The 26,641-nt window shown below is 68.2% G+C and carries 21 protein-coding genes; 11 read left to right on the top strand and 10 right to left on the bottom strand.

Translation table 11 applies throughout. The features are described 5' to 3' along the window. Complete coding sequence (locus PGH47_RS27730) at positions 1–1,626, bottom strand: peptide ABC transporter substrate-binding protein (protein WP_271665668.1); 1,626 nt, start codon at positions 1,624–1,626, stop codon at positions 1–3. A 495-nt stretch (positions 1,627–2,121) separates the two neighbouring features. Here PGH47_RS27730 and PGH47_RS27725 point away from each other — a divergent pair, with 495 nt between their 5' ends. From PGH47_RS27725 to PGH47_RS27700, 6 genes are all read left to right on the top strand, one after another. Further along, the gene (locus PGH47_RS27725) at positions 2,122–3,150 is read left to right on the top strand and encodes an ABC transporter permease (RefSeq protein WP_030967057.1); all 1,029 of its coding nucleotides are present in this window, start codon (positions 2,122–2,124) and stop codon (positions 3,148–3,150) included. Between the two features lie 76 nt (positions 3,151–3,226). Next, positions 3,227–4,984: an ABC transporter substrate-binding protein gene (locus PGH47_RS27720; protein ID WP_271665667.1), complete on the top strand. Its 1,758-nt coding sequence runs from the start codon at positions 3,227–3,229 to the stop codon at positions 4,982–4,984. 105 nt (positions 4,985–5,089) lie between these two features. After that, the gene (locus tag PGH47_RS27715) at positions 5,090–6,070 is read left to right on the top strand and encodes an ABC transporter permease (RefSeq protein WP_107903188.1); all 981 of its coding nucleotides are present in this window, start codon (positions 5,090–5,092) and stop codon (positions 6,068–6,070) included. 91 nt (positions 6,071–6,161) lie between these two features. Next, complete coding sequence (locus tag PGH47_RS27710; protein WP_093747183.1) at positions 6,162–7,196, top strand: ABC transporter ATP-binding protein; 1,035 nt, start codon at positions 6,162–6,164, stop codon at positions 7,194–7,196. A gap of 30 nt (positions 7,197–7,226) precedes the next feature. Continuing rightward, complete coding sequence (locus PGH47_RS27705; protein WP_271665666.1) at positions 7,227–8,270, top strand: ABC transporter ATP-binding protein; 1,044 nt, start codon at positions 7,227–7,229, stop codon at positions 8,268–8,270. A gap of 168 nt (positions 8,271–8,438) precedes the next feature. Further along, entirely contained in the window at positions 8,439–9,482 is a 1,044-nt protein-coding gene (locus tag PGH47_RS27700; protein ID WP_271665665.1) for an amidohydrolase family protein, read from the top strand. 19 nt (positions 9,483–9,501) lie between these two features. On the opposite strand, the gene PGH47_RS27695 is transcribed toward PGH47_RS27700, so the two are convergent. Together PGH47_RS27695 and PGH47_RS27690 are read right to left on the bottom strand one after the other, a co-directional pair. Then, entirely contained in the window at positions 9,502–10,059 is a 558-nt protein-coding gene (locus PGH47_RS27695; RefSeq protein WP_271665664.1) for a GNAT family N-acetyltransferase, read from the bottom strand. Between the two features lie 24 nt (positions 10,060–10,083). Then, positions 10,084–10,473, bottom strand: a complete 390-nt coding sequence (locus tag PGH47_RS27690; protein ID WP_271665663.1) for a VOC family protein — start codon at positions 10,471–10,473, stop codon at positions 10,084–10,086. A 50-nt stretch (positions 10,474–10,523) separates the two neighbouring features. Here PGH47_RS27690 and PGH47_RS27685 point away from each other — a divergent pair, with 50 nt between their 5' ends. Further along, positions 10,524–11,300 carry a class I SAM-dependent methyltransferase gene (locus tag PGH47_RS27685; RefSeq protein WP_271665662.1) on the top strand — a complete coding sequence of 259 codons (777 nt, stop codon included), beginning with the start codon at positions 10,524–10,526 and terminating at the stop codon, positions 11,298–11,300. On the opposite strand, the gene PGH47_RS27680 is transcribed toward PGH47_RS27685, so the two are convergent. The 7 genes from PGH47_RS27680 to PGH47_RS27650 all read right to left on the bottom strand — a co-directional run bounded on the left by PGH47_RS27680 (position 11,297) and on the right by PGH47_RS27650 (position 22,394). After that, positions 11,297–12,421: an ABC transporter ATP-binding protein gene (locus PGH47_RS27680; protein ID WP_271665661.1), complete on the bottom strand. Its 1,125-nt coding sequence runs from the start codon at positions 12,419–12,421 to the stop codon at positions 11,297–11,299. The genes PGH47_RS27685 and PGH47_RS27680 overlap by 4 nt on opposite strands. Positions 12,422–12,458: 37 nt before the next feature. Continuing rightward, positions 12,459–13,520 carry an ABC transporter ATP-binding protein gene (locus PGH47_RS27675; RefSeq protein ID WP_271665660.1) on the bottom strand — a complete coding sequence of 354 codons (1,062 nt, stop codon included), beginning with the start codon at positions 13,518–13,520 and terminating at the stop codon, positions 12,459–12,461. A 33-nt stretch (positions 13,521–13,553) separates the two neighbouring features. Next, a complete protein-coding gene (locus PGH47_RS27670; protein WP_271665659.1) occupies positions 13,554–14,534 on the bottom strand; it encodes an ABC transporter permease in 981 nt (326 codons plus the stop codon). A gap of 102 nt (positions 14,535–14,636) precedes the next feature. Next, a complete protein-coding gene (locus PGH47_RS27665; RefSeq protein WP_271665658.1) occupies positions 14,637–16,445 on the bottom strand; it encodes an ABC transporter substrate-binding protein in 1,809 nt (602 codons plus the stop codon). 80 nt (positions 16,446–16,525) lie between these two features. After that, positions 16,526–17,560 carry an ABC transporter permease gene (locus tag PGH47_RS27660; RefSeq protein WP_126901355.1) on the bottom strand — a complete coding sequence of 345 codons (1,035 nt, stop codon included), beginning with the start codon at positions 17,558–17,560 and terminating at the stop codon, positions 16,526–16,528. Between the two features lie 434 nt (positions 17,561–17,994). Further along, a complete protein-coding gene (gene typA / locus PGH47_RS27655) occupies positions 17,995–19,902 on the bottom strand; it encodes a translational GTPase TypA (RefSeq protein ID WP_271665657.1) in 1,908 nt (635 codons plus the stop codon). A 227-nt stretch (positions 19,903–20,129) separates the two neighbouring features. After that, positions 20,130–22,394: an ABC transporter family substrate-binding protein gene (locus tag PGH47_RS27650; RefSeq protein ID WP_271665656.1), complete on the bottom strand. Its 2,265-nt coding sequence runs from the start codon at positions 22,392–22,394 to the stop codon at positions 20,130–20,132. Positions 22,395–22,749: 355 nt separating this feature from the next. Between PGH47_RS27650 and PGH47_RS27645 the strand changes: the two genes are divergently transcribed. Genes PGH47_RS27645 through PGH47_RS27630 form a run of 4 tightly spaced genes read left to right on the top strand, consistent with a single transcriptional unit; the run spans position 22,750 to position 26,631 of the window. Further along, a complete protein-coding gene (locus tag PGH47_RS27645) occupies positions 22,750–23,040 on the top strand; it encodes a hypothetical protein (protein ID WP_093747175.1) in 291 nt (96 codons plus the stop codon). Between the two features lie 31 nt (positions 23,041–23,071). Continuing rightward, the gene (locus PGH47_RS27640; RefSeq protein ID WP_030953966.1) at positions 23,072–23,893 is read left to right on the top strand and encodes a hypothetical protein; all 822 of its coding nucleotides are present in this window, start codon (positions 23,072–23,074) and stop codon (positions 23,891–23,893) included. A 21-nt stretch (positions 23,894–23,914) separates the two neighbouring features. Then, on the top strand, positions 23,915–25,858 hold the full coding sequence (locus tag PGH47_RS27635; protein WP_271665655.1) for a fumarate reductase/succinate dehydrogenase flavoprotein subunit: 1,944 nt from the start codon (positions 23,915–23,917) through the stop codon (positions 25,856–25,858). Next, on the top strand, positions 25,855–26,631 hold the full coding sequence (locus PGH47_RS27630) for a succinate dehydrogenase/fumarate reductase iron-sulfur subunit (RefSeq protein WP_271665654.1): 777 nt from the start codon (positions 25,855–25,857) through the stop codon (positions 26,629–26,631). The genes PGH47_RS27635 and PGH47_RS27630 overlap by 4 nt, the downstream gene beginning before the upstream one ends. The last annotated feature ends 10 nt before the right edge of the window (positions 26,632–26,641 follow it).

Here is a 26,641-nt window from a genome sequence, read left to right as displayed (position 1 = left end):
TCAGCCGACCTTGATCTCGTTGTAGACGGGGACGCTGAACGGGTTGAGGGCCACGTTCGAGAGCCGCTCCGACCAGCCGGCGCTGCCGTTCTGGTACCAGAGCGGGATGGACGCCATGTTGTCCCGGACGACCTCCTCGGCCTTCTGGAAGGTCTGGACGGCCTTGGCGGCGTCGGTCTCGGCGTTCGCCCGGTCGATGAGCTTGTCGAACTCCTCGTTGGACCACTTGCCGTCGTTGGAGGAGGCGTTGGTGTAGTAGAGCGGCTGGAGGAAGTTCTGGGGCAGCGGGTAGTCCATCTGCCAGCCCGCCCGGAAGGGACCGGCGAGCTTCTGGGTCGTGGACTTGCTGCGGAAGTCGGCGAAGGTGCCGATCGGGTTGCCGACACAGGCCCGGTCGTTGTCCAGGGCGTTGTTGATGGAGTTGCAGACGGCGTCCACCCACAGCTTGTGGGAGCCGGTGTCCGCGTTGTACGTGATCTTGACCTGGCCGCCGGGCAGCCCGCCGCCCTCGGCGATCAGCTTCTTGGCCGCCGCGGCGTCGTACTCGCACCACTGACCGCACAGCCCCGCCTTGTAGCCGCCCTCGGCGCCGAGGACGGGTGAGGTCCAGTCGGTGGCGGGGGTGCGGGTCCCCTGGAAGATCGTCCGGGTGATCTGGTCGCGGTCGATCGCCCGGGAGAGCCCCTGGCGGACCTTGACCGAGCCGGCCTTGTTCCACTCCTTGTCGTAGTGGGGGAAGGACAGGGTCTGGATGATGCCGGCCGGGGTGTTGAGGTAGCGGTCGCCGAGGTCGCCGCGGACGTTCTTCAGCTGCTGGGCCGGTACGTCGTCGACGAGGTCGAGGTTGCCGGCCATGAGGTCGGTGTAGGCCGTGTTGTTGTCCGTGTAGACCTTCAGGGTGACGCCGTCGTTGCGTGCCGCGTCCTCGCCCGGGTAGCCGCCCCACTTCGCCAGCTCCATCTCGGAGCCCTTGGTGTACGACTGAACGGTGTAGGGGCCGTTCCCGACGGGCTTGGACAGCCAGGCGGCGTGGTCGTCGAAGAACGCCCGGGGCAGCGGGACGAAGGCGTTGTAGCCGAGGGTGTCGGGGAAGCTGGAGAACTTCTGGCTGAGCGCGACGGTGAAGGTCCGCTCGTCGACCACCTTCAGGCCGGACATGGTGGCGGCACTCTGCTCGCCCTGTTCCGGGTGGACCTGGTCGTAGCCCTCGATGTACCCGAAGAAGTACGCGTTCTTCTGGTTGTTCCTCAGGCTCGCCCCGTAGTTCCAGGCGTCCACGAAGGACCGGGCGGTGACCTTCTCGCCGTTGCTGAAGGTCCAGCCGTCCTTGACGGTGATCGTGTAGTTCCGCGAGTCGGTGGTCTCGATCCGCTCGGCGAGCACGTCCTCGGCCTCGCCGGTCCGGGGGTCGTACTGCTTCAGCCCCCGGAAGATCATGTTGAGCACCTTGCCGCCCTGCACCTCGTTGGTGTTGGCCGGCTCCAGCGGGTTCTGCGGATCGGTCCACGAGGAGCTCAGCACCGCGCCGCCGGCGCCGGTGGTGTCACCCCCGCCCCCGCAGGCGGTCGTCGCGAGCGCAACCGCCATCGCGCATGCGGCCCATCGGGCGTGCGTCGCTCCACGCATGGAGTGCCTCCTCTGGCGCTGATCCGTTACGGGCCAATATCGAGTCAAAAGCCGCATAGCGCACACGGGCTCAAGCCAATGGGGCGACACACCATCCGGATGCACGCATCGGCGCGTGCGACGAAACGGACTTCTCCCACCCACCCCCTTCACCCGGTCCGCCGATCTTTGACGGAGCACGCAATGGATCTTCGCCATCCGATGCCGAACCGTTGGATTACGACCCTTGGATGTACACATTTCGGTACTGGACCGTCCGCATAACGAACTCGTTGCCCGAATAGTCCAGTTGGTCCGAGTCAAGGCACGACTCCATCACGTTGCGCTACCCGCGTAGCTACGGAATGGTCAAGGCAGGGTAAAGAACGTAAAGAGACAACCAAGTCGGCCGAGAATTTATTGACCTTGAATGAATTGCGTTGAAAAAGTCCGGCGTAGCCCGTAGGGGAGCGTGCCCTGCGGAGTCATCAGACCCTCCCTTGGGCCAGGAGCACCATGACCCCCCCAACTCCATCCGCGGCTGCCCCGCTTGAGGCGACTGACGAGAGCATCGAGAAGTCGCCTTCGCCCTCCACCCATAAGGGCAGCGAGAGCCGCTCGCCGGGACGGCTGGCGTGGAACCGCTTCAAGCGGGACCGCACGGGCGTCATATCGGCGTACGTCGTGATCTTCTTCTTCGCGATCGCGCTCGGTGCTCCGCTCATAGCGAAGCTGTACGGGAAGGATCCGTACACCACCTACGCGAGCAAGCAGCCCGAGCTGCTCAACGCCTTCGCGTACCCGGCGGGCCCGAACGGCGGCATCAGCTCGGACTTCTGGTTCGGCGTCGAGCCGCAGCTCGGCCGTGACGTCTTCACCTTCCTGCTCTACGCGATCCGCACCTCGCTGGGCATCGCCCTCGCCGCCACCGTGCTCACCGTCGTCGTCGGCGTGGTCATCGGTGTCACCGCGGGCTATCTCGGCGGCAAGACGGACTACCTCGTGGGCCGGATCATCGACATCCTTCTGTCGTTCCCGTCCACCCTCTTCTTCATCGCCTTCATGCCTGTCGTGTACGGGCTCTTCGTGGCTCCGGACGAGAACATCCCGACCTGGCTGCGTGCCGCGGGCCTGATCATCGTGCTCTCCGCCTTCGGCTGGGCGTCCATCGCCCGTCTGCTGCGCGGCCAGGTACTCGGCCTGCGCGAGCGGGAGTTCGTCGAGGCCGCCAAGGTCACGGGCGCATCACCGCGGCGTATCGTCTTCAAGGAACTGCTGCCCAACCTGTGGACGCCGATCATCATCCAGTCCACGCTGATGCTCCCGGCCTTTGTGACCGCGGAGGCGGGTCTCGCCTTCCTCGGCGTCGGCATGATCGACCCGACCCCGGACTGGGGCGTCATGATCCAGCGAGGCGCCCAGTTCTACACCGAGGACCTCACCTTCATGCTCTTCCCGGGCCTGTCCATGGTGATCTTCGTGCTCGCGTTCAACCTCCTCGGTGACTCGGTGCGTGACGCACTCGACCCGAAGTCCAAGCGCTGACTCCGGCTCTTTTCAGGACCACGGCAAAGTCGCCGGGTGCCGGATCTCTCTCATCAACCCAACAAGGCAGGATGCGATGTCCTTCTCGCGTAGAAACTTCCTGATCGCCACCGGCGTGGCCGCGGCGTCCACCTCGGTGCTGAGCGCGTGCAGCAGCGGCAGCGAGGGCGGCTCGCAGGACAAGGCCCCGAAGGTGACGGGCTCCAAGACCACGGAGATCCCCGTCGGCACCAAGGCCGACTCCACCGGCCCGGCCCCCGAGGTCAAGGGCGCGGTCAAGGGCGGGACGATCTACTCGCTCCAGCAGTTCGACATGGACCACATGGACCCGGCGCAGATCTACGTCTCGACCGAGGGCGCCATCACCGTTCCGATCATGCGCGGTCTGACCGGCTACAAGCTGGACGACAAGGGCAACGCGGTCCTGGTCGGCGACGCCGCGACCGACGCCGGCACCATGAAGGACGGCGGCAAGACCTGGACGTACACCATCAAGGACGGCATCAAGTGGGAGGACGGCTCCGACCTCTCCATGGACGACGTCCGTCACACCTTCGAGCGCCTCTTCGCGTCCTTCGTGACCGAGGGTCCGCGTTACGTCCAGGACTTCCTCGAGGGCGGCGACAAGTACAAGGGCCCCTACGACGGCAAGAGCCTCGACTCCATCGAGATCGACGGCAAGAACATCACCTTCCGTCTCAAGGAAGCCCGCGTCGACTTCAACTACACGCTCGCGATGCGTGGCTACTCCCTGGTGCCCAAGAAGCAGGACACCAAGGAGAAGTACGACAAGAAGCCGTTCTCCTGCGGCCCGTACAAGGTCGACAGCCGTAGCATCGGCAAGTCGATGACCTTCGTGCGCAACGAGCACTGGGACGCGAAGACGGACCCGATCCGCAACGCCTACCCGGACAAGTTCCTCTTCCAGTTCGGCTACGAGCTGGTGGCGTCCACCGACCGCTGGATCGCGGACCAGGGCAACGACCAGTACGCGGTGCCGATCTTCAACGAGGTCGCCCCCGAGCGCCTCGCCCAGGTCCTCACCAACGCCGAGCTCAAGAAGCGCGTCCTCACCGCGGTCGACACGGTCACCTACTACTGGCCGATCAACACGACCCGCATCAAGGACGTCAAGGTCCGCCAGGCCATCAACTACGCCTGGCCGCACCAGCAGCTCCAGACCATCGGCGGCGGTGCCGCGTCCCAGGAGATCGCCACCACGATCTTCGCCCCGGTGACGCCCGGTTACACCAAGTTCGACCTGTACGGCGTCGACAAGAAGCCGGGCGGCAACCCCGAGAAGGCCAAGGCCCTGCTGAAGGAGGCCGGCAAGGTCGGCCAGAAGCTGGTCATCGCCTACCAGCAGTCGGACACCGCGGTGAAGACCGCCGTCGCGATCAAGAACGCGCTGGAGGAGGCCGGCTTCACGGTCGTCAACAAGCAGGTCGACAAGTCGACGTTCTACACCCAGATCGGCAAGATCGACAACGACTTCGACCTGTTCGCCGCGGGCTGGAGCCCGGACTGGCCGGGTGGCTACTCGCAGTTCTACCCCTGCTGGAGCGGCAAGAACATCGGCGACGGCCGCAGCAACTACGCCCAGCTGAACGACCCGGGCGTCAACAAGGCCATCGACGCCGCGGGCAAGATCGCGGACGTGGAGGAGGCCAACAAGGCCTGGGGCAACGTCGACAAGATGATCATGGAGCTCGCCGCGGTCGTCCCGGACTACCACAAGATCCGGAACTACATGTACGGCTCCAAGGTCGGCAACGTGCTGTGGGACGCCGGCAACACCTGCGTCGCGCTCACCAAGCTCTACGCCAAGAAGTAAGCGAGCACGACCCCTTGGGGGCGGCCATCCCGTATGGCCGCCCCTGCGGCCCACCCCCCTCTACTTCCCCCCGGCGACGGCGCCCCGTCCGGAAAGTCACGCCTCATGTTCCGCTTCCTTGTCCGCCGAGTCACCGGCGCGCTGGTCATTCTGTTGATCATCAGCGCCATCACCTTCTGGCTCTTCTACGCCGTGCCGCGTGACCCCGCGATGATGTCCTGCGGCAAGAACTGCACGCCCGAGAACCTGGCGCAGATCCGGCAGAACCTGGGCATCGACAAGCCGATCCCGGTGCAGTACTGGCTGTGGCTCGTCGGCGTCTTCGTCGGACGCGACTACACCACCTGGGGCCACTGCGACGCCCCGTGCCTCGGGTACTCCTTCTCGAACAACGAGCCCGTCTTCGGCACGATCATGGACCGTCTGCCGACGACCCTCTCGCTCGCCTTCGGCGCGGCTGTCGTCTTCCTGATCCTCGGCGTCGGCGCCGGCATGATCGCGGCCCTCAAGCAGGGCAAGTTCCTGGACAAGTTCGCCAGCTCGGCCTCGCTGCTCGGCTCCTCGCTCCAGATCTACTTCGTCGGTTACATCGCGATGTTCTTCTTCGTCGCGCAGCTGCAGTGGCTCGACCAGCCGCAGTGGACCCCGCTCACCGACAACCCGGCCGCCTGGTTCTCCGGACTGCTGTTGCCCTGGCTGGTCCTCGCGATCATCTTCACGGCCAACTACACCCGTATGACGCGCTCCCAGCTCGTGGAGCAGCTCAGCGAGGACTACGTCCGTACGGCACGCGCCAAGGGCCTGTCCCGGTCGAACGTCTTCTTCCGGTTCGCCTGGCGCGGCGCGATGGGCCCCATCGTCACGGTGTTCGGCATCGACCTGGGCACGCTGATCGGTGGTGCCATCATCACCGAGTCGACCTTCAGCCTCCCGGGCATCGGCCGGCTCGCGGTGAAGTCGGTCGACCAGAGCGACCTGCCGATGCTGCTCGGGGTGACCCTTCTGGCGGCCGGCGCGATCGTCTTCGCCAACATCATCGTCGACGCCGTCTACGCCCTCATCGACCCGCGGATCCGGCTCGCCTGACCCCGCCCGGCGTGCCACCGACCACCCACCGGCATCCCTCCCACCGCCCCACCGGGCGATCCCCTCGCATCACCCCTCCAGGAGCGTCCCCGTGACGAGCACCGATCAGCAGCCCTTCCTCTCCGTCAGGGACCTTCAGGTCCACTTCTCCACCGAGGACGGCATCGTCAAGGCCGTCGACGGGCTCTCCTTCGACCTGGCCAAGGGCAAGACGCTCGGCATCGTGGGTGAGTCGGGATCCGGCAAGTCCGTCACCAACCTGACGATCCTGGGTCTGCACGACCCGTTCCGCACCAAGATCGACGGCGAGATCCTGCTGGACGGCAAGGAACTGCTCACCGCCTCCGAGCGGGAGATGGAGCGGCTGCGCGGCAACAAGATGTCCATGATCTTCCAGGACGCGCTCGCCTCGCTGTCGCCGTACCACACCATCGGCACGCAGATCGGCGAGACGTACCGCAAGCACACCGGTGCCTCCCGCAAGGAGGCCCGGGCGCGGGCGATCGAGATGCTGCGCCGGGTCGGGATCCCGCAGCCGGACATGCGGGTGGACGACTACCCGCACCAGTTCTCCGGCGGTATGCGCCAGCGCGCGATGATCGCGATGGCGCTGGTCTGCGACCCCGAGCTGCTGATCGCCGACGAGCCGACCACGGCCCTCGACGTGACGGTCCAGGCCCAGATCATGGACCTGCTCAAGGACCTCCAGCAGGAGTTCGGCACGGCGATCGTCTTCATCACGCACGACCTCGGTGTCATCGCCGACATCGCGGACGACGTGCTGGTGATGTACGGCGGACGCTGTGTGGAGCGGGGCACCAAGAAGGAGGTGCTGGCGACGCCGCAGCACCCCTACACCCTGGGCCTGCTCAGCTCCATGCCGAGCCTGGACGGCCCGGTCGACGTGCCGCTGTCGCCGATCCCGGGTTCCCCGCCGTCACTGCTGAACCCGCCCTCGGGCTGCCGTTTCCACCCGCGGTGCACCTTCGCCGAGAAGGTCCCGGGCGGACTGTGCTCCACCGAGCGGCCCGCGCTGGACGTGGTGGAGGGCCGGGGTTCCGCCTGCCACCTGCCGCTGGAGCAGCGCACGGACCTCTTCGCCGACTTCGCCGCATCCCGGCACTGACTGACGTACACGAGACGGGACTTCACCATCATGAGCAACGCGCAACCGCTCCTGGACGTCAGCGGTCTGACCAAGCACTTCCCCATCAAGGGCGGCTTCCCGATCAAGCGCACGGTCGGTGCCGTCAAGGCCGTGGACGGCCTCGACTTCCAGGTGGCCGAGGGTGAGGCCCTCGGTCTGGTCGGCGAGTCGGGCTGCGGCAAGTCGACGACGGGCCGGCTGATCACCCGGCTCCTGGAGCCGACGGGCGGCAAGGTCTCCTACCGCGGCCAGGACATCACGCACGCGGGCCGCAAGCAGCTGGCGCCGATCCGGTCCGAGATCCAGATGATCTTCCAGGACCCGTATGCGTCGCTGAACCCGCGGCAGACGGTCGGCAAGATCATCTCCGGTCCGATGGAGATCAACGACATCAACCCGGCCGGCGGGCGCGAGAAGCGCGTCCGTGAGCTGCTGGAGATCGTCGGCCTGAACCCCGAGCACTTCAACCGCTTCCCGCACGAGTTCTCCGGCGGCCAGCGCCAGCGCATCGGCGTCGCCCGCGCGCTCGCCCTGGAGCCGAAGCTGATCGTCGCGGACGAGCCGGTCTCCGCCCTGGACGTCTCCATCCAGGCGCAGGTGGTGAACCTTCTCCAGAAGGTCCAGCAGGAACTCGGCATCGCCTTCGTCTTCATCGCCCACGACCTCGCTGTCGTACGGCACTTCTCGCAGCGCGTGGCGGTCATGTACCTCGGCAAGATCGTCGAGATCGCAGACCGGGACGACCTGTACGAGAACCCGCGCCACCCGTACACCAGGGCGCTGCTGTCCGCGGTGCCCGAGGCGACGGTGGAGGAGACCCCCCGGGAGCGCATCCGCCTCCAGGGCGACGTCCCCTCCCCCATCAACCCGCCCTCCGGCTGCCGCTTCCGCACCCGCTGCTGGAAGGCGACGGAGAAGTGCGCGAGCGAGGCGCCGCCGCTGGTCCAGGTCGAGGGCAACAAGCCGGGTCACCTGACCGCCTGCCACTACCCGGAGACGGACGAGACCGTCCCCGCGCCGCGTCTCGCCAAGGACCCCCAGCCGGCGGCCTGACACACCCCTTTTCGTCGGTCGCCGTGCACGGAACGGACTTTCTCCGGCCCATTGACCCGAGCCCTTGAACGTCCGGTTCCAGGGGACCGAGGGCCCGCGCCTCCCCGGCGCGGGCCCTCTCCCTTTTCCCTACGGCAACTCCCCTGCCGTTCGGCTAGGTTGAGGCGGGTGGCCCTTCACCTGCGCGGCACCCTCCTGCCCCACGGCATCGTCCGGGACCTGTGGATCCTCGGCGACCGGATCACCTTCGAGCGCCCTTCCGCAGAGGCGGAGACGGTGGCCGACGGTGGGTTTCTGCTGCCGGGGCTGGTCGATGTGCACACGCATCCGGGGTCGCCGTCCGAGGACGAGCCGCGCTGGGATCCGGAGGCGTTCGGCGAGCAGATCGCCGCGCACCGGGACGCGGGGACGACGGCGCTGCGGTTTCCGGGCCTGCTGGGGGAGATCCCGCCGGACCTGCGCGAGGCTCCGGACGCGCCGCGCATGATCACGGCGGGGCGGTGGCTGGCGTGGGCCGGGCTGTCCAGGAGCGCCGACTTCCACCTGGTGACCGACGACCTCGTCGCCGCCGCGGTCGCCGAGGCGAAGGCGCACGACGGCTGGTGCAAGCTGATGGGCGACTGGGACTTCGAGGCGGACCCGGTGCCGTACGACCTCCTGCGGGCGGTCACCGACGCGGTGCACGCGGCGGGAGGACGGGTCGCCGCGCACTGTATGTCCGCCCAGGGGGTGCTCAACGCCGTTTCCGCGAGGGTCGATTCGATCGAGCACGGGATGGCGATGCCGGAGGAGTGCGTGGAGCTGATGGGCGCGCACGGGACGAGCTACGTCCCCACGCTCACCGCCTTCGCCCGCCGGGCGCCCCAGATCATCGACAACCCGCGCGGCCGGCTCTGGCACGAGGGCCACGGCGTCATGATCCGCCGGGTGCGCGAGGCGTACGACGCCGGTGTCACCGTCCTCGCGGGCACCGACTCCGCCCCCTTCGGGAACGTCGCCACCGAGGTCGAGCACCTCATCGCGGCCGGGCTGCCGGCCGGCGCGGCGGTCGGTGCGGCGAGCTGGACGGCCCGGGAGTTCCTGGGCCTGCCGGGCCTGACCGAGGGCGGTCTCGCCGACGTCACGGTGTACGACGCGGACCCGCGACGCGAGCCGGCGGTGCTGCGGCACCCGCGCCGGATCGTGCTGCGGGGCCGGGTCCTGCGCCGCTGACCGGAGACGCCCGCCCGACTCAGGTCCTCCTGGTGCGTGCCGTCCATTCCTCCAGGAGCATCCCGAACAGCACGCCGTCGTACCACTGGTCCCCCACCCGGACGGCGGCCCGTCGGCGCCCCTCCTCGACGAACCCGACCCTGCGGAAGGCCCGCATCGCGCGTTCGTTGCCGCTCCAGGTCTCCAGCTCGATCCTGCGGAGCCGGCAGGCGCCGAACAGATGGCCCGCAAGCAGCTCCAGCGCCTCGGAGCCGTAGCCGCCGCCCCAGCGGTCGCGCTCGCCGATGGTGATCCCGACGGTCGCCTGTCCCGTGAACGGGTCGAGGTCCCGGTAGTCGGCCATCCCGATCGCCCGCCCGTCGGCGACCTCCTCCACGGTGAACGTGGTCTCGCCGCGCGGGTTGTCCCGCAACCGCGCCTCGTGAAACCCCGCCACGGCCTCCCGCGTGACCGGCCCGAACAACGGATCCCCGCCGGTGGCCCAGTGCACCACCTCCGGATCGTTCCGCCACCGCACATGATCATCAAGATCCCCGGACCGCAGAGCCCGAAGCCGAACAAGCCTGCCCTCAATCATCAAACGATCATAAGGAACACCTCGTCAGGCGTTCCCCACCACCAACTCCACCTCGAAACCGTCCGTGTTCTCCAGATACGCCGCACAGTGCTCCGGTCCGCCCGCGTAGGGGTGCCGGTCCGGGAAGAGCAACCGCCAACCGTGCTCGGCCGCCTCCGCGACCAGCGCGTCGAGGTCGCCGCGGTCACCGGGCGCGTGGAAGGCCAGGTGGTTGAGCCCTGGGCGCAGTCGGTCGTGGTGGCCGGCCGTCATCGCCGGGGACTGCTCCACGACGACGTACGTCGCTCCCGCGCGCCAGCTGCGGCCCGTCGGCCAGTCCTGACAGGGCTCATGGCCGAGCCGCTCAAGCAGCCACCCCCACGACTCCACCGCACGCCCCAGGTCCGGCACCCACAGCTCGACGTGATGCAGCAACTGCTTCGCCTCTCCCTCGTGTTGCGCTTCGGTGTGGCAGACTTCCGCGCGTGGTCGATCGTTCGTTCGCGGATCTCTCGCTTGCCGCGTTGTACGACATCCTCAACCCGTGGGGGCCGGGTGACGACTTCTACCTCGGGTTCGTGAAGGGTGCCGATGCGGTGCTCGATGTCGGATGTGGGACGGGGCAGTTGCTTCGGCGGGCCCGGGACGACGGGCATCGTGGGCGGCTCGTCGGGCTGGATCCCGCCGCCGCCATGCTCGTACAGGCCCGGCAGTGCGCCGATGAGGTCGAGTGGGTGCTCGGGGATCTGCGGACCCGGGACTGGGCAAAGGAGTTCGACCTCGTCGTGATGACCGGGCACGCCTTTCAGGTGCTGCTCTGCGACGAGGAGCTGCGTGCGGCCCTGGAGGCGGTGCGCGGATCCCTGCGTCCAGGCGGCCGGTTCGTGTTCGAGACCCGGAACCCCAAGGCGCGGGCCTGGGAGGGCTGGACGCCCGAGCGGGTGCGGGAGGTCACGGACCCGGAAGGGTGCGCCGTACGGGTCTGGAACGAGGTGGAACGACCCGTTCTCGGGGACCGGGTGACGTTCACGGAGACCTTCGACAGCGACACCTGGAAGCGGCCCCGCGTCAGCCGCACCACCCTGCGCTTCCTCGGCCCCGACCACCTGAACCGCTTCCTCGGCGCGGCCGGGTTCACCGTCGTCGAGCAGTACGGCGACTGGGAGCGAGGCCCGCTCACCCCAGCCGCCTCCGAGATCATCACCGTGGCCGAGGCCGGGCGCCAGCCGCCGTCCGCCCCTTCCGCCGGCGCCAGGCCCTAGTCGCCGTCCGTCCCCTCCTCCAGCGCCGCCAGCGCCGGGTCCAGCACGATGTCCTCGTCCCGGGCCTCGATCGACGGCTCCTCCGGGAAGTGGCAGGCCGTCAGATGGCCGTCGTGGTTGCCGGAGATCCGGACCAGCGGCGGTTCCTCCGTCGCGCACTTGTCCTGCGCCTTCCAGCACCGCGTCCGGAAGCGGCAGCCGGACGGCGGCGAGATGGGGGACGGCACGTCGCCGGCCAGCCGGATCCGCTCCCGCTGCGCGGCCTCCTCACCGGCCACATTCACCTCGGGCACCGCCGACAGCAGGGCGTGGGTGTAGGGGTGCCGGGGCCGGGTGTAGATGGAGTCGCGGTCGCCGACCTCGATGACCTTGCCGAGGTACATGACCGCCACGCGCTGCGAGAAGTGCCGTACGACAGCGAGGTCGTGGGCGATGAACAGGAACGCGATGCCGAGTTCCTGCTGCACCTTCTGGAGCAGGTTCACCACCTGCGCCTGGATGGAGACGTCCAGCGCCGAGACCGGTTCGTCCGCCACGATCAACTTCGGTTCCAGGGCCAGCGCCCGTGCCACTCCGATGCGCTGGCGCTGGCCTCCCGAGAACTCGTGCGGGAAGCGGTTGAAGTGCTCGGGGTTCAGACCGACGATCTCCAGCAGCTCACGGACCCGTTTCTCCCGGCCGCCCGAGGGCTCGATCCCGTTGATCTCCATCGGTCCCGAGATGATCTTGCCGACCGTCTGCCGCGGGTTCAGCGAGGAGTACGGGTCCTGGAAGATCATCTGGATCTCGGACCTGATCGGCGCCAGCTGCCTGCGCGTGGCGTGCGTGATGTCCTGGCCGCGGTAGGAGATCCGGCCGCTCGTCGGCTCCACCAGCTTGGTGATCAGCCGGCCCGTCGTCGACTTGCCGCAGCCCGACTCCCCCACCAGACCGAAGCTCTCGCCGACGTGCACGGTCAGGTCGATACCGTCCACCGCCTGCACCTGACCGACCGTGCGGCGGATCGGGAAGCCGCCCTTGACCGGGAAGTGCTTGACGAGCTTCTCCACCACCAGCAGCGGTTCGCCGGGCGTGTCGGCGGTGGCCTCGCGGGGAGCCGGGAGGACGAGGTCCTCTGTCATAGCCGTAGTCCTCCTCAGACGTGGCTGATCGGGTGCGCTAGCCGAGTCGGGGCTTGATCTCTTCTACGAAGATGGTCCGCTTCTGGTCCGCCGTGAGATGGCAGGCCGAGTCGCGGTCCGGGCCGAGCAACGGGACCTCGGTGACACAGCGCGTGCCGCCGACCCGCTCCTGGAAGGTGCAGCGGGGATGGAAACGGCAGCCGGAGGGCGGCCGCAGCAGCGACGGCGGGGTGCCCGGGATGGGCGCGAGCGGGATGTGCGGGTCGGAGTCCAGCCGGGGCATGGAGTTCAGCAGGCCCCAGGTGTACGGGTGTTGCGGCGCCCGCAGCACCTCGTCGACGGAGCCCCGCTCCACCGCGCGGCCCGCGTACATCACCATGATGTCGTCGGCCGTGTCGGCGATCACCCCGAGGTCATGGGTGATGAAGATGATCGCCGAGCCGAACTCCCGCTGGAGTTCCTTCAGCAGGTCCAGGATCTGCGCCTGGACGGTGACGTCGAGAGCCGTGGTCGGCTCGTCGGCGATCAGCAGGTCGGGGTCGCAGACCAGCGCCATCGCGATCATCGCGCGCTGGCGCATACCGCCGGAGAACTGGTGCGGGTAGTCCTTCGCCCGCTGCTTCGGGTTGGGGATGCCGACCTTCCCCAGCATGTCCACGGCCCGCTCCCAGGCGGCCTTCTTCGAGGCGCGCATGTGCTTCATGTACGGCTCGGCGATCTGCCGGCCCACCGTGTAGTACGGCGACAGCGCGGTGAGCGGGTCCTGGAAGATCATGGCGGCCTTGTTGCCGCGCAGCTTCTCCAGCTCGGACTCCCGGGCGGTCGTCAGCTCCTTGCCGTCCAGCAGGATCTCGCCCTCGACGGAGGTGAACATCGGGTTGTGCAGGCCGAGGATCGTCAGGTTCGTCACCGACTTCCCCGAGCCCGACTCGCCCACGATGCCCAGCGTCCTGCCGCGCTCCAGGTCGAAGGAGAGCCCGTCCACGGCCCGTACGACGCCGTCCTCGGTCCGGAAGCTGACGTGCAGGTCCCGCACCGAGAGGAACGCGCCCCCGTCGGCCGGGACCGGGGCGCCGGCCTCCTTGGTCAGAGTGGTCACGTCAGTGCTCCTCAGCCTGTTCCTCGGCGCGGCCTAGGCCAGCCGCACACGCGGGTCGATGAAGGCGTACGTGGCGTCGACGACGATGTTGCACAGCAGAATCATGGTGGCGGAGAACAGCATCACGCCCAAGAGGAGCGGCAGATCGCTGAAGAACACCGACTCCACCGCCAGCCGCCCGATCCCCGGAAGCCCGAAGGTGTACTCGGTGATGATGGCGCCGCCGAGCAGTGAACCGAGGTCGATGCCGAAGATGGTGACGATGGGGATCAGCGAACCGCGCCAGGCGTAGCGGAAGAAGACGTACCGCCGGGACATGCCCTTGGCGCGGGCGGTGCGTACGTGTTCCTCCTGGAGCTGTTCGATCATCGACGAGCGGGACATACGGGTGTACTGCGAGGCGAAGATCGTGGACAGGACGACCCAGGGGATGATCAGGCCCGTGAACCAGGCGCCCGGGTTCTCGGTGAGCGGGTTGTAGGCCGGTTTGTCGAAGAGCTGGGTCTGGTAGACGAGGATCGCGAGGGCCAGCGGGCCGAGGAAGTAGATCTGCATCGAGCTGATCACCATCGCGCCGGCCGTGAAGCTCTTGTCGACGAGGGTGCCGCGCTTCCAGGCGGCGATCAGGCCGGTGCCGAGGCCGACGATCAGGAAGCAGACGGCCCCGCCGAGGGTGAGCGAGACGGTGGTGGGCAGCCGGTCCATCAGGGTGCCCCAGACCTGTTCGTTGGAGTGGTACGAGTAGCCGAAGCAGGGGGCGGGGCAGGGGCCCTGGGCGAAGTCGTCGCTGCCCGAGACGAGGTTGGTCAGGAAGATCCAGTACTGCTCGGGGATCGGCTTGTCGAGGCCGAGCACCCGGTGCAGGTTCTCGAGGTTGGCCGGGGTGCACGTCTTGCCGCACATCAGCAGCGCCGGGTCGCGCGGCATCCCGAAGAAGAGCAGGAACGCGACGATGCTCAGCAGGAAGAGGATGATCACGGCGCCGAGGGACCGGCGGACCAGGAAGCGCAGCATGGCAGGCAGCTCTCAGACGTCGGCGGGCTCTGGAGCCCCTCCGGCGGCACCCGGCGCGGCCGTCACCGAGGACGGGCGCACCGGGTGCCGGGGCGGACGGGGTTACTTGACGTACAGGCGGCGCGGGTCGACGCCGGCGATGATGTCGTCGTAGACGAGTCCGCCGACCTTGGTCCCGGCGATCTGGGTCTGCTTGTAGTACGCGGTCGGGACGACGTTGACGACGTCCTTGACCAGGTACTCGTTGAGCTTGCCCCACTCCGCCGACGCCTTGGCCGGGTCGGTGATCTTGTTGATCCGGTCGATCTCGCTGTTGACCTTGGAGTCGTTGACCTGCGAGTAGTTCTGCGCGCCCTCGGCGATCGCGCGGCCGTCGTACAGCGGCGGGATCACGGTCGAGGCGGACGGCCAGTCGGCGCCCCACGCGGTGTGGAAGATGTCGTAGTTGTTGTCCAGCTTGCTGACCTGGTCGTAGTAGGTCTCGGCCGGGATCTCCTGGCGCTGGACGTCGAAGCCGGCCTTCTCCAGGCCCGCCGCCATGGCGGTGGAGTACTGCTGGCCCTCGGGGGTGTTGATGTAGCCGAAGGTCAGCTTCAGACCGGTCTTGCCGGCCTCCTCCAGGAGCGCCTTGGCCTTGGCCGGGTCACCGGCGGGCTTCTTCTTCTTGCCCCACGGGTCGAAGGCGGGGTCGTAGCCGGTGACGGTCGGGCTGATGATGCCGCCCGCGACCTCCATCGCGTCGGTGCCGCCGTAGGCACGCACGAACGGCGTGACCGGGAGGGCGTAGGCGATGGCCTGGCGGACCTTGATGTCCTTCATCTCCGGGTGGGCCAGGTTGATGTTCATCTGGCCGACGTAGGGCTGGAAGCCGGAGACCGTGCGGGACTTCATCTTCGGGTCGCTGAGGACCTTGGACAGGTTGCCCGCGTCGACCTGGTTGCTGAAGCTGACGCCGGTCCGGTCGGTGCCGCTGTCGGCGAGGAGCGCCTTGGTGGAGTCCTCGTACTGCTGGTTGAAGGTGATGTTGAACTTGTCGACGTACTGGTGCCGCAGCGGGTCGGTGGCCGGGTCCCAGTTCGTGTTCTTCACGAGCACCATGGACTTGCCGGACTTGAACTCCTGGATCTTGTACGGGCCGGTCACCACCGGCTTCTTGTCGTACTTCTCCTTGGTGTCGCCCTTTTCGGAGACGATGGCGTACCCCGTCATCGCGAGGGCGTACGGCAGGTCGGCGTGCGGCTGCTTGAACTTGAAGACGACCGTCTTGTCGTCCGGGGTCTCGATGATGCTGTCCGGCAGGTGCTTGCCCTTGAACGGGCCGTCCGGCAGCAGTTTGCGGTAGTCGGCGCCCGGGGTGTCGGCGAGCCACTGCTGGATGTACGGCGGGCCCTGATTGACGAAGGCGGCGAACTGCCGCTCGAAGGTGTGGCGCACGTCGGCCGAGGTGATGGCGGAGCCGTCCTCGAACTTGACGCCGTCCTTCAGCGTGTACTTCCAGGTCTTGCCGCCGTCCGTGGTGGTGCCGGAGTCGGTGGCGAGGTCGCCGACGACCTCGTGCTTGCTGCCGTCGTTGCTGGTGGACTTGTAGCCGGTCAGTCCTCTGTGCAGCAGCTGGGACACGGCCATCTCGTCCTGGACGTAGATCTGTCCGGGGTCGAGGTGGGCGTAACTGTCGCGGGCCAGCACCGAGATGGTGCCGCCGGGCTTGGCTCCGGGGACCTCCGCGGCGGGTCCCTTGGAGGCCGCCTCGTCCCCGAACTTGATGGCCGCCTGCTGCCGTTCGGCGTTCTCCTGCTGTTCCTTGTCGTTGCCGCCGCTCTTGCTGCCGCCCTCGCTGCACCCGGTCAGCACCAGTGCGCCGGCCGCGAGCACCGAGACTGCCGCGTATGTGTGGCGTCCGCCCCTACTCATCACTCAGTTTCCACCCATCTGTGTGTCACCAGTGCTAAGAAGTGCCAAGTGCTTGGAAGTGCCAAGTGCCAACCAGGCCGTCAGCGCGCCGTCTTGGGGTCGAAGGCGTCCCTGACGGAATCCCCGAGCAGGTTGAAAGCGACGATGAAGATGATCATCGAGATGCCGGGGAAGAACATGTATGTGATGTCGTTCTGCATCACGAGTTCGGTGGACGCCTTGGAGAACATCTGCCCCCAGTCCGGCGTCGGTTCGACGATGCCCACGCCGAGGAAGGACAGACCGGCCTCGGCCGTGACGAAGTTGGGGAGCATGTAGGTGCCCTGCACGAGGATCGGCGTGACCACGTTCGGCAGGATCTCCTTGCGGATGATCCGCCACGGCGGTGCCCCGCTGACCTTGGCCGCTTCGATGAACTCCCGTTCTCGAAGGGCGAGTGTGGTGCCTCTGAGGATCCGTCCGAGGCTCATCCAGCCCAGGAACCACTGCACCAGGATGAGGGCGACGACCCGCACGTAGACGGGGGTCTCGTCGCGTGGACTGACGAACAGTGAGACCACGACCGGCATGCTGGCGATGAAGAACAGCTGGGCCGGGAAGGCGAGCAGGAAGTCGATGATCCGGCTGAGCCAGTAGTCCGTTCTGCCGCCGAGATAGCCGGCCGTGACGCCGAGGACGATTCCGGTGAGGACGGTCGCGAGCGTGACGGCGACCGAGATACCGAGCGAAGTGCGGATGCCGTAGAGCAACTTGGTGAAGACGTCGTATCCGTTGCCCGGTTCGAGGCCGAACCAGAACTCGCCGCTGATGCCGCCATTGGGCTGCACGGGCACACCCGCGCTGTCGAAGAGCTCGGGGCGTTCGTCGGCGTACACCGTGTAGGGATTCTTGCCGTACAGCCAGGAGATGACCGGGGCGAGCAGGCCGATCAGAAAGAAGAAGAGGACGACATAGGCCGAGATCACGCCGGTGCGATCGCGCTTGAAGCGGATCCACATCAACTGGCCGGGAGACCGGCCGACGAGTTCCTCGTCCTCGGCCTTCACCACGGAAGGTGGTTCACCGTCCGCGACGACCGAGGTCCCGCCACCCTCAATACCGATACGACTTGTCACGTTTCGCCCGTTTCGCTGGTATGGGTATGCCAAAGCGAGGCGTACGGAAGTCCGCAGCCGGACGCGCGTAGGAGGTGTTCGCCCCACCCTCCGACACCCCTGACGAAGGATCAGGCAACCGCCTGTGCTCGTGAGTCGGCACTGTCCCCACAGTGCGAGACCCATTGACCCGAGCGCTGCGGCTAACTATCTGCCATGAGCCAACTACCGACCACCGTCTTTAAATCTCAATTCAGTCACAGCTCGCGCCTAGATCTTCCAAAATCCGGACAAACTGTTTGCGGGGAGAAGGCCGCGAAACGGACGTGTTACATGGGTATCGTGCGAGGATCTCCGCATTTCGGACATGGGGGCGAGTCTCAGCCAGTAAAAAACGGCTTGCAAAAAAGCCCGGGCTCCCCCAGTGGGGGAGCCCGGGCTCAAGTGCCGGGGAATCAGCCGTGCTTGGCGCGGCTCGCGGCGCGGGCGCGCTCGCGGGCGTCCAGGTTCACCTTGCGGATACGGACGGCCTCCGGGGTCACCTCGACGCACTCGTCGTCGCGGCAGAACTCCAGGGACTGCTCCAGGGAGAGCTTGCGCGGCGGGACGATCGCCTCGAAGGAGTCGGCCGAGGACGACCGCATGTTCGTGAGCTTCTTCTCCTTGGTGATGTTCACGTCCATGTCGTCGGAGCGCGAGTTCTCGCCGACGATCATGCCCTCGTACACCTCGGTGCCCGGGTCCGTGAACAGCACACCGCGCTCCTGGAGATTCGTCATCGCGAACGCGGTGACGGCACCGGCGCGGTCGGCGACCAGCGAGCCGTTGTTACGGGTCTGGAGCGCACCGAACCAGGGCTCGTGACCCTCGTGGATGGAGTGCCCGATGCCCGTGCCACGGGTCTGCGTCAGGAACTCGGTCCGGAAGCCGATGAGGCCGCGGGACGGCACGACGAACTCCATGCGCACCCAGCCGGAGCCGTGGTTCGACATGTTGTCCATACGGCCCTTGCGGACACCCATGAGCTGCGTGACCGCGCCCATGTGCTCCTCGGGCACGTCGATCGTCATGCGCTCGACGGGCTCGTAGACCTTGCCGTCGACGTCCTTGGTGACGACCTGGGGCTTGCCGATGGTCAGCTCGAAGCCCTCGCGGCGCATCTGCTCGACCAGGATGGCGAGCGCCAGCTCACCACGGCCCTGGACCTCCCAGGCGTCCGGGCGCTCGGTGTCGAGCACGCGGAGGGAGACGTTACCGATCAGCTCGCGGTCCAGGCGGTCCTTGACCTGGCGGGCGGTCACCTTGCGGTCCTTGACCGCGGCCTTGTTGTCGGCACCCTTGCCGGTGCCGCCGCGGCCGACCAGCGGCGAGGTGTTCGTACCGATCGTCATCGAGATCGCCGGCTCGTCGACCGTGATCAGCGGCAGCGGGATCGGGTTCTCGGTGTCGGCGAGGGTCTCGCCGATCATGATGTCCGAGATACCGGCGACGGCACAGATGTCACCGGGGCCGGCCACCTCGGCGGGCTTGCGGGTGAGCGCCTCGGTCATCAGCAGCTCGGTGATGCGCACGTTGGACATGGAGCCGTCGCGCTTGATCCACGTGACGGTCTGGCCCTTGCGCAGCTCGCCCTGCTCGACGCGGAGCAGCGCGATACGGCCGAGGAAGTTGTCGGCGTCCAGGTTGGTGACGTGCGCCTGGAGCGGCGCCTGCTCGTCGTACTCCGGCGCCGGGACGTGGGACAGGATCGTGGAGAAGAACGGCTCCAGGCTGTCGCTGTCCTGCGGGACCGTGCCGTCCTCGGGCTTGGTCAGCGAGGCCACGCCGTCGCGCGCGCAGGCGTAGACGATCGGGAACTCGATCTGGTCCTCGTCGGCGTCGAGGTCGAGGAAGAGGTCGTACGCCTCGTTCACGACCTCGTCGATGCGCGAGTCGGGGCGGTCCGTCTTGTTGATGCACAGGATGACGGGCAGGCGGGCCTGGAGCGCCTTGCGCAGCACGAAGCGGGTCTGCGGCAGCGGGCCCTCGGAGGCGTCGACCAGCAGGACGACCGCGTCCACCATCGACAGACCGCGCTCGACCTCGCCACCGAAGTCGGCGTGGCCCGGGGTGTCGATGATGTTGATGGTGATGACGTCGCCGCCATCCTTGGGGTGGTACTTCACGGCCGTGTTCTTGGCCAGGATCGTGATGCCCTTCTCACGCTCCAGGTCGTTCGAGTCCATCATGCGGTCGTCGAGCGACTCGGCGGCGTGCGCCGCGAAGGCACCGGCCTGCTTCAGCATGGCGTCGACGAGGGTCGTCTTGCCGTGGTCGACGTGGGCGACGATGGCGACGTTGCGGATGTCGTGGCGCGTGGCCATATTGCGGCGTACTCCCGGAGAGATGAGAAGACCCTGCTGCGTACGTCCGTGTGACGCGGGCCTGCCGGGCTTGACACGCCACGGCCTCACCCCATGTTACGTGCCCTCAGCGACCTGGGCTCGCCGGGCCGACCCCCAAGGGGTGCGGGGCGGTGCCGCTGTGCGGCACCGCCCCGGCCTCTACCTGCGACGATCCGTCCGCGCCCGGCCTCGGGGTGTCACGTCTCTCATCCCTGGGACGAAGGCGCCGGGGCGCCCGACCCCTTCTTCAGGAAGCCCATGTCCTCGTAGAGCGGCGTCCCGAAGCCGAAGGCGCCCGCGTTGGCGATGTTCGTCCTGGCCGCGGTCAGCTGGGGGCGCTGGTACAGGGGGATCGAGCCGGCCGCCGCCCAGATACGGGAGTCGGCCTTGCGGATCAGGGAGCGGGACTCCGACTCGTCCAGCGTGGCGATGGCCTGGTCGAAGAGCTGGTCGACCTGGTCGGTGCCGACGCGCGTGTAGTTCTGCTCGACGTTCAGGGAGCCGTCGGCCGCCGGGACCGGCTTGGCGTAGATCGGGCGGGCGTCGGTCGCGGGGTAGGCGGACGTCGGCCAGGAGTAGAGGGCGAGGTCGTACTGGCCGGAGGCGATGTGGTCCTTGAAGTAGCTCTCGTCCGAGACCTTGCTGATCTCGGTACGGATCCCGACCCGCTCCAGCATGATCCCGATCCGGTCGGCCACCGTGCGCAGGGACTGCGAGCCCTCGCCCTGCGGCACCACGAACCGCAGGGTCAGCGCCTTGCCGTCCTTCGCCAGCGGCCGCACCGCCGCGCCCGCCGGGGCCGCGGTGCCCTGCGGGGCGTAGGCGCCGGGTACGCCGCCCTGCTGAAGCTGCTTGCTGCCGTACTGCTTGCCGTCCTGGGCGAGGTGCTCGCCCTCGTCGCCGTCGGCCTTGTTGTCCTCGCCGACGATGTAGGCCCCGTCGTCCCCGCCCTCGGAGTCCTTCGCCGAGTCCTTCTTGCCGGACTCCTTCTCCGAGTCCTTGTCGCCCTTCTTCCCGGACTCCTTGTCCGAGTCCCTCTCGGCCTTCTTGCCGGACTCCTTGTCCGAGTCCTTCTCGGCCTTCTTCCCGGACTCCTTCTCCGAGTCCTTCTCGGCCTTCTCCGACTTGGAGCCCTTCTTGGGCTTGTCCGCCTCGCTCCCGGCCGCCTTCTCCCCCTTCTTCCGCTCCTCGACCGGGCCACCCGGCACCCAGCCCGCGTCCGCGAGCAGTGCCTGGGCCTCGGCCGTGTCCTGGCCGCCGATCGCGCCGCTGTTGTCGGCGTAGGCGGCCTGGCCGGACAGCGCGAGGTGGCTGCCGACGGGCTCGGCGGGCAGCCCGAGCGGGGAGAGGACCAGCTTCGCCAGCTTCTCGCGGTCGAGCGCACGGGCCACCCCGCGCCGCACCCGCTCGTCGGCGAGCGGACCCTCGCCGCCGTTGAGGGCGAGCTGGGTGTACGCAGGCTCCAGCGACTTGCGTACCTCGAAGCCCCGGAACCTCGCCTTGTCGCGCTTCTGCGCGGGGGTCAGCTTGCGCCGCTCCGGGCCCATCAGCGGTGTGGCGGACCCGCCTGCCGACGGTGACTGCGGGCGCGGCGGGGCGGCGAGGGCGATGCGCTTGGCCGCGGCCGGGTCGACCTCGGCCAGGTCCAGGTCCCCGGCGGCCAGCGCGGCCGCCCGCTCGTCGCGCGGCACGGCCCGCAGCACGATCTCGTTCAGCTTGGCCCGCTCGCCCCACCAGCGCGGATTGCGGGTCAGGAGGACCTCACCGGCCTTGCGGTCGATCGACTTCAGGACGAACGGCCCGGCGCTGACCTTGAGCTTTCGCCGCGCCCCGTCGTTGAAGGAGTCCGGCGTGCCCATGACCTCCTTCGGGTACAGCGGCGAGAACAGCGACCGCCAGTCCGCGTAGGGCTGCCCGAAGGTGACCCGCACCTCCAGGTCGTTGTCGCCGCGCTGGATCTTCTCGATACGGTCGTAACCGGCGTTGCGGGCGGTCCAGTACGCGCTGTCCTTGCCGGACAGGGCCCGCCACTGGGCGGCGAAGTCGGCGGCGCCGATCTCGCGGCCGTCGCTCCAGACCGCCTGCTGGTTGAGCTTGTACAGGACGACCTGCTTGGGCTCGGTCTCGACGACCTTGGCCGACTCCAGATAGGCCGGATTGCGCTCCGGGCGGCCTGCGGCGTCGAACCGGAACATCGAGGGCAGCGTGGCCTGCGCGATCCGGGTCGTGGCGGTGTCGGCGTCCGACTGGAAGGTGTTCAGCGTCTCCGGCACGGCGTCCACGGCCCAGTGCAGCGTGCCGCCGTCGGCGATCTCGGCCCGGGCGGCCGGGGCGATGTCCTGGCCGGCTAGCGGCTTCCCGGCCGGGTCGGGGTCGCTGCACCCGGCGAGTACGGACACCGCGAGTGCGCTCGCCCCGAGAAAGGCGACCGAGCGCATGACCGAGCGGGTGGCGATGCCTTCGTGGGACATCTCTGGTACCTCCGTGGCGCAGCTCCCGCCGGTGACAATTAGTGCGTTCTGATCACGTTTGGCGGTATTTTGGAGTTGATCAGATCTATGGCCCCCCACTGAAGAGGAAAGGGTTCGCCCGGCGGAGACGACACGGCGAGGGGGGCGGGCAACCCCACCCGTCCGGAGTAAAGGCACCCCCTCTCGCCCCTTCGGCTCCCCGGCGTACACAGGGCGCTCGCGAGCGCGCGTCGGAGGCGTGCAATCCGCCAATCGCTGCACATGCCTTCACAGCGACAGGTGTGACGCGCAACACTCGCAGGCGCATGAACGTTGCCACCCAGGGCCGAAGGGCCCACGGAAGTGAGGTCACGTCATGTCCGTGCAAGACGACCTGACAGCTGTCCAGCGTTGCCTCGACGACCTGGCCCGGTCCGTGGGCCGCCTCGAGCAGCAGCTGGGCACCGGCGGGCTGGAGATGCGCCGTGTGCGCACCGACGCCGACCACCTGCGCGAGAGCGTGGCGCTGCTGCGGGAATCCGCCGCGTCCCCCGGCGCGCAGCGCAGGCCGGAGCTCGTCTCCATCCCCGACACGCCGTACGACGACTCTCTGTGGATCGACACGGATGACGAGGGTCTCGGCGCCCGGGACCGCCGCGCCCCCTGATCCCTCCCCTTGACCCGACCGGAGTCATGCATTGGCCACTGGTACGGAACCCCATCTGAACAGCGGCGGCGTACGAACCGGTACGCGCGCCGCGATCACCGCCCCGCACCTGCGGACCGACCGCTGGTGGCTGGCCCCGGCCGCCACCGCGGCCGGTCTGCTGGCGTTCATCGTGTACTCGACCTGGCGGGCCTTCGCGAACGCGGACTACTACGCGGCGCCGTACGTCTCCCCGTTCTACTCGCCGTGTCTGGCGGAGAACTGCGAGACCATGCGCGGCGGGCCGAACTGGGACCTCTTCGGGAGCTGGTGGGGCATCTCCCCCGCGATCATCATCCTGATCTTCCCGCTCGGCTTCCGTCTGACCTGCTACTACTACCGCAAGGCCTACTACCGCGGCTTCTGGATGTCGCCCCCGGCCTGCGCGGTGGCGGAGCCGCACAAGAAGTACTCCGGAGAGACCCGCTTCCCGCTGATCCTGCAGAACATCCACCGGTACTTCTTCTACGCCGCGCTCCTGGTCGCCGGGATCCTGACGTACGACACCGTGCTCGCCTTCCGCGACGAGCACTACGAGTGGGGCCACATGGGCCTCGGCACCCTCGTGTTCCTCGTCAACATCGTGCTGATCTGGGCGTACACGGCGTCCTGCCACTCCTGCCGGCACATCGTCGGCGGCAAGCTCAAGCACTTCTCCAAACACCCCGTGCGCTACCGCATGTGGCAGTGGATCGGGAAGCTCAACGCCCGCCACATGCAGCTGGCGTGGGCGTCCCTGGTGAGCGTGGCGCTCGCCGACTTCTACGTCTATCTCGTCGCGTCCGGGGTCTTCGACGATCCGCGCTTCTTCTAATCGTGAGTGGGGACTGAACAGATGTCCGTGGTCGAACGGCAGGAGTGGGACGTCGTCGTGATCGGCGCGGGGGGCGCGGGCCTCCGGGCGGCGATCGAGGCACGGGAGCGAGGCGCCCGTACGGCCGTGATCTGCAAATCGCTCTTCGGCAAGGCGCACACCGTGATGGCCGAGGGCGGCATCGCGGCGGCCATGGCCAACGCCAACGAGCACGACAACTGGCAGGTCCACTTCCGCGACACCATGCGCGGCGGCAAGTTCCTCAACCAGTGGCGGATGGCCGAACTGCACGCGCAGGAGGCACCGGACCGGGTCTGGGAGCTGGAGACCTGGGGCGCGCTCTTCGACCGTACGAAGGACGGCCGGATCTCCCAGCGCAACTTCGGCGGGCACGAGTACCCGCGCCTGGCGCACGTCGGTGACCGCACCGGCCTGGAGCTGATCCGCACGCTGCAGCAGAAGATCGTGGCGTTGCAGCAGGAGGACAAGAAGGAGACCGGGGACTACGAGTCCCGGCTGAAGGTCTACCAGGAGTGCACGGTCACCCGGGTCCTCAAGGACGGCAGCCGGGTCTCCGGGGTCTTCGCCTACGAGCGCGAGACGGGCCGCTTCTTCGTCCTCGAAGCGCCGTCCGTGGTCATCGCGACCGGCGGGATCGGCAAGTCCTTCAAGGTGACGTCGAACTCCTGGGAGTACACGGGCGACGGCCACGCGCTGGCGCTGCTCGCCGGGGCACCCCTGCTGAACATGGAGTTCGTGCAGTTCCACCCGACGGGCATGGTCTGGCCGCCGTCGGTGAAGGGGATCCTGGTCACGGAGTCGGTGCGTGGCGACGGAGGGGTGCTGCGCAACTCCGAGGGCAAGCGGTTCATGTTCGACTACATCCCCGACGTCTTCAAGGAGAAGTACGCCGAGTCGGAGGAGGAGGGCGACCGCTGGTACGAGGACCCGGACAACAACCGCCGGCCCCCCGAACTGCTCCCCCGTGACGAGGTGGCCCGGGCCATCAACGCCGAGGTGAAGGCGGGCCGCGGCTCCCCGCACGGCGGCGTCCTCCTGGACGTGTCGACCCGGATGCCGGCGGACGTCATCCGGCGCCGGCTGCCCTCGATGTACCACCAGTTCAAGGAGCTGGCGGACGTCGACATCACGGCCGAGGCGATGGAGGTCGGGCCGACCTGCCACTACGTCATGGGCGGCATCGCGGTCGAGTCGGACACGGCGGCGGCGCGCGGGGTGCCGGGACTGTTCGCGGCCGGCGAGGTGGCCGGCGGCATGCACGGCTCGAACCGGCTGGGCGGCAACTCGCTGTCCGACCTGCTGGTGTTCGGCCGCCGGGCCGGTTGGCACGCCGCCGAGCACGCGGCGGCACGGGCCTTCGAACGCCCCGAGGTCAGCGATCTGGAGATCGACACGGCGGCCGCGGAGGCGCTGCGCCCGTTCTCGGCGGAGGGCCCGCCCGGCGCCGAGGACGAGGGCCGCCCGCCGGAGAACCCCTACACACTCCACCAGGAACTCCAGCAGGCGATGAACGACCTGGTCGGCATCATCCGCCGCGAGGCCGAGATGGAGCGGGCGCTGGAGAAGCTGGCCGATCTGCGCGTACGGGCCCGCCGGGCCGGGGTCGAGGGGCACCGGCAGTTCAACCCGGGCTGGCACCTCGCGCTCGACCTGCGCAACATGCTGCTGGTCAGCGAGTGCGTGGCGCGGGCCGCGCTGGAGCGCACGGAGTCGCGAGGCGGCCACACCCGCGAGGACCATCCGACGATGGACCGCAGGTGGCGCAACATCAACCTGCTGTGCCGGCTCGCCGACCCGACGGGCGGCCTCGCGGCCACCGACCCCGAGCGCGGCCAGATCGATCTCGCACGTGAGACCACCGATCCCGTCCGCCAGGACCTGCTGGCTCTCTTCGACAAGGAGGAGCTGGTCAAGTACCTCGCCGAGGAGGAGCTCTACCAGTGAGCAGCTACGAGGCCCGCTTCAAGGTGTGGCGGGGCGATGTGCAGGGCGGGGACCTGGAGGACTTCAAGGTCGAGGTGAACGACGGCGAGGTGGTCCTCGACATCATCCACCGCCTCCAGGCCACCCAGGCGCCCGATCTCGCCGTCCGCTGGAACTGCAAGGCGGGCAAGTGCGGTTCGTGCTCGGCCGAGATCAACGGGCGGCCACGGCTGCTGTGCATGACGCGGATGTCGGTGTTCACCCGCGAGGAGACGATCACCGTCACCCCGCTGCGCGCCTTCCCCGTCGTGCGGGACCTGGTCACGAACGTCGGCTTCAACTACGAGAAGGCGCGCGAGGTCCCGGCCTTCGTGCCGCCCAAGGACCTGGGTCCGGGCGAGTACCGGATGATGCAGGAGGACGTGGACCGCTCGCAGGAGTTCCGCAAGTGCATCGAGTGCTTCCTGTGCCAGGACACCTGCCATGTGGTGCGTGACCACGAGGAGAACAAACCGGCGTTCGCGGGCCCGCGCTTCCTGATGCGGGTCGCCGAACTGGACATGCACCCGCTGGACGCGGCCGGCGAGAGCGGCCTGGACCGCAAGAAGACCGCACAGGACGAACACGGCCTCGGCTACTGCAACATCACCAAGTGCTGCACGGAGGTCTGCCCAGAGGGCATCAAGATCACCGACAACGCGCTGATCCCCCTGAAGGAGCGGGCCGTGGACCGCAAGTACGACCCGCTGGTGTGGCTGGGCTCGAAGATCAGGAGGCGCTCCTCGGCGGAGTGAGCGCCCGCGC

It is taken from the genome of Streptomyces sp. HUAS 31 (assembly GCF_028198125.1).
Lineage (GTDB): Bacteria > Actinomycetota > Actinomycetes > Streptomycetales > Streptomycetaceae > Streptomyces > Streptomyces chartreusis.
Note: the sequence above shows the minus strand (reverse complement) of the source record. Positions and strands in the feature narration are given on the sequence as shown.

Bases quoted from the DNA above. Each gene is read 5' to 3' on its own strand.
- PGH47_RS27665 (WP_271665658.1), bottom strand. From the start codon at position 16,445: ATGAGTAGGGGCGGACGCCACACATACGCGGCAGTCTCGGTGCTCGCG.
- PGH47_RS27645 (WP_093747175.1), top strand. From the start codon at position 22,750: ATGTCCGTGCAAGACGACCTGACAGCTGTCCAGCGTTGCCTCGACGAC.
- PGH47_RS27715 (WP_107903188.1), top strand. From the start codon at position 5,090: ATGTTCCGCTTCCTTGTCCGCCGAGTCACCGGCGCGCTGGTCATTCTG.
- PGH47_RS27680 (WP_271665661.1), bottom strand. From the start codon at position 12,421: ATGACAGAGGACCTCGTCCTCCCGGCTCCCCGCGAGGCCACCGCCGAC.
- PGH47_RS27730 (WP_271665668.1), bottom strand. From the start codon at position 1,626: ATGCGTGGAGCGACGCACGCCCGATGGGCCGCATGCGCGATGGCGGTT.
- PGH47_RS27725 (WP_030967057.1), top strand. From the start codon at position 2,122: ATGACCCCCCCAACTCCATCCGCGGCTGCCCCGCTTGAGGCGACTGAC.
- PGH47_RS27670 (WP_271665659.1), bottom strand. From the start codon at position 14,534: ATGCTGCGCTTCCTGGTCCGCCGGTCCCTCGGCGCCGTGATCATCCTC.
- PGH47_RS27650 (WP_271665656.1), bottom strand. From the start codon at position 22,394: ATGTCCCACGAAGGCATCGCCACCCGCTCGGTCATGCGCTCGGTCGCC.
- typA (WP_271665657.1), bottom strand. From the start codon at position 19,902: ATGGCCACGCGCCACGACATCCGCAACGTCGCCATCGTCGCCCACGTC.
- PGH47_RS27705 (WP_271665666.1), top strand. From the start codon at position 7,227: ATGAGCAACGCGCAACCGCTCCTGGACGTCAGCGGTCTGACCAAGCAC.
- PGH47_RS27635 (WP_271665655.1), top strand. From the start codon at position 23,915: ATGTCCGTGGTCGAACGGCAGGAGTGGGACGTCGTCGTGATCGGCGCG.
- PGH47_RS27695 (WP_271665664.1), bottom strand. From the start codon at position 10,059: ATGATTGAGGGCAGGCTTGTTCGGCTTCGGGCTCTGCGGTCCGGGGAT.
- PGH47_RS27720 (WP_271665667.1), top strand. From the start codon at position 3,227: ATGTCCTTCTCGCGTAGAAACTTCCTGATCGCCACCGGCGTGGCCGCG.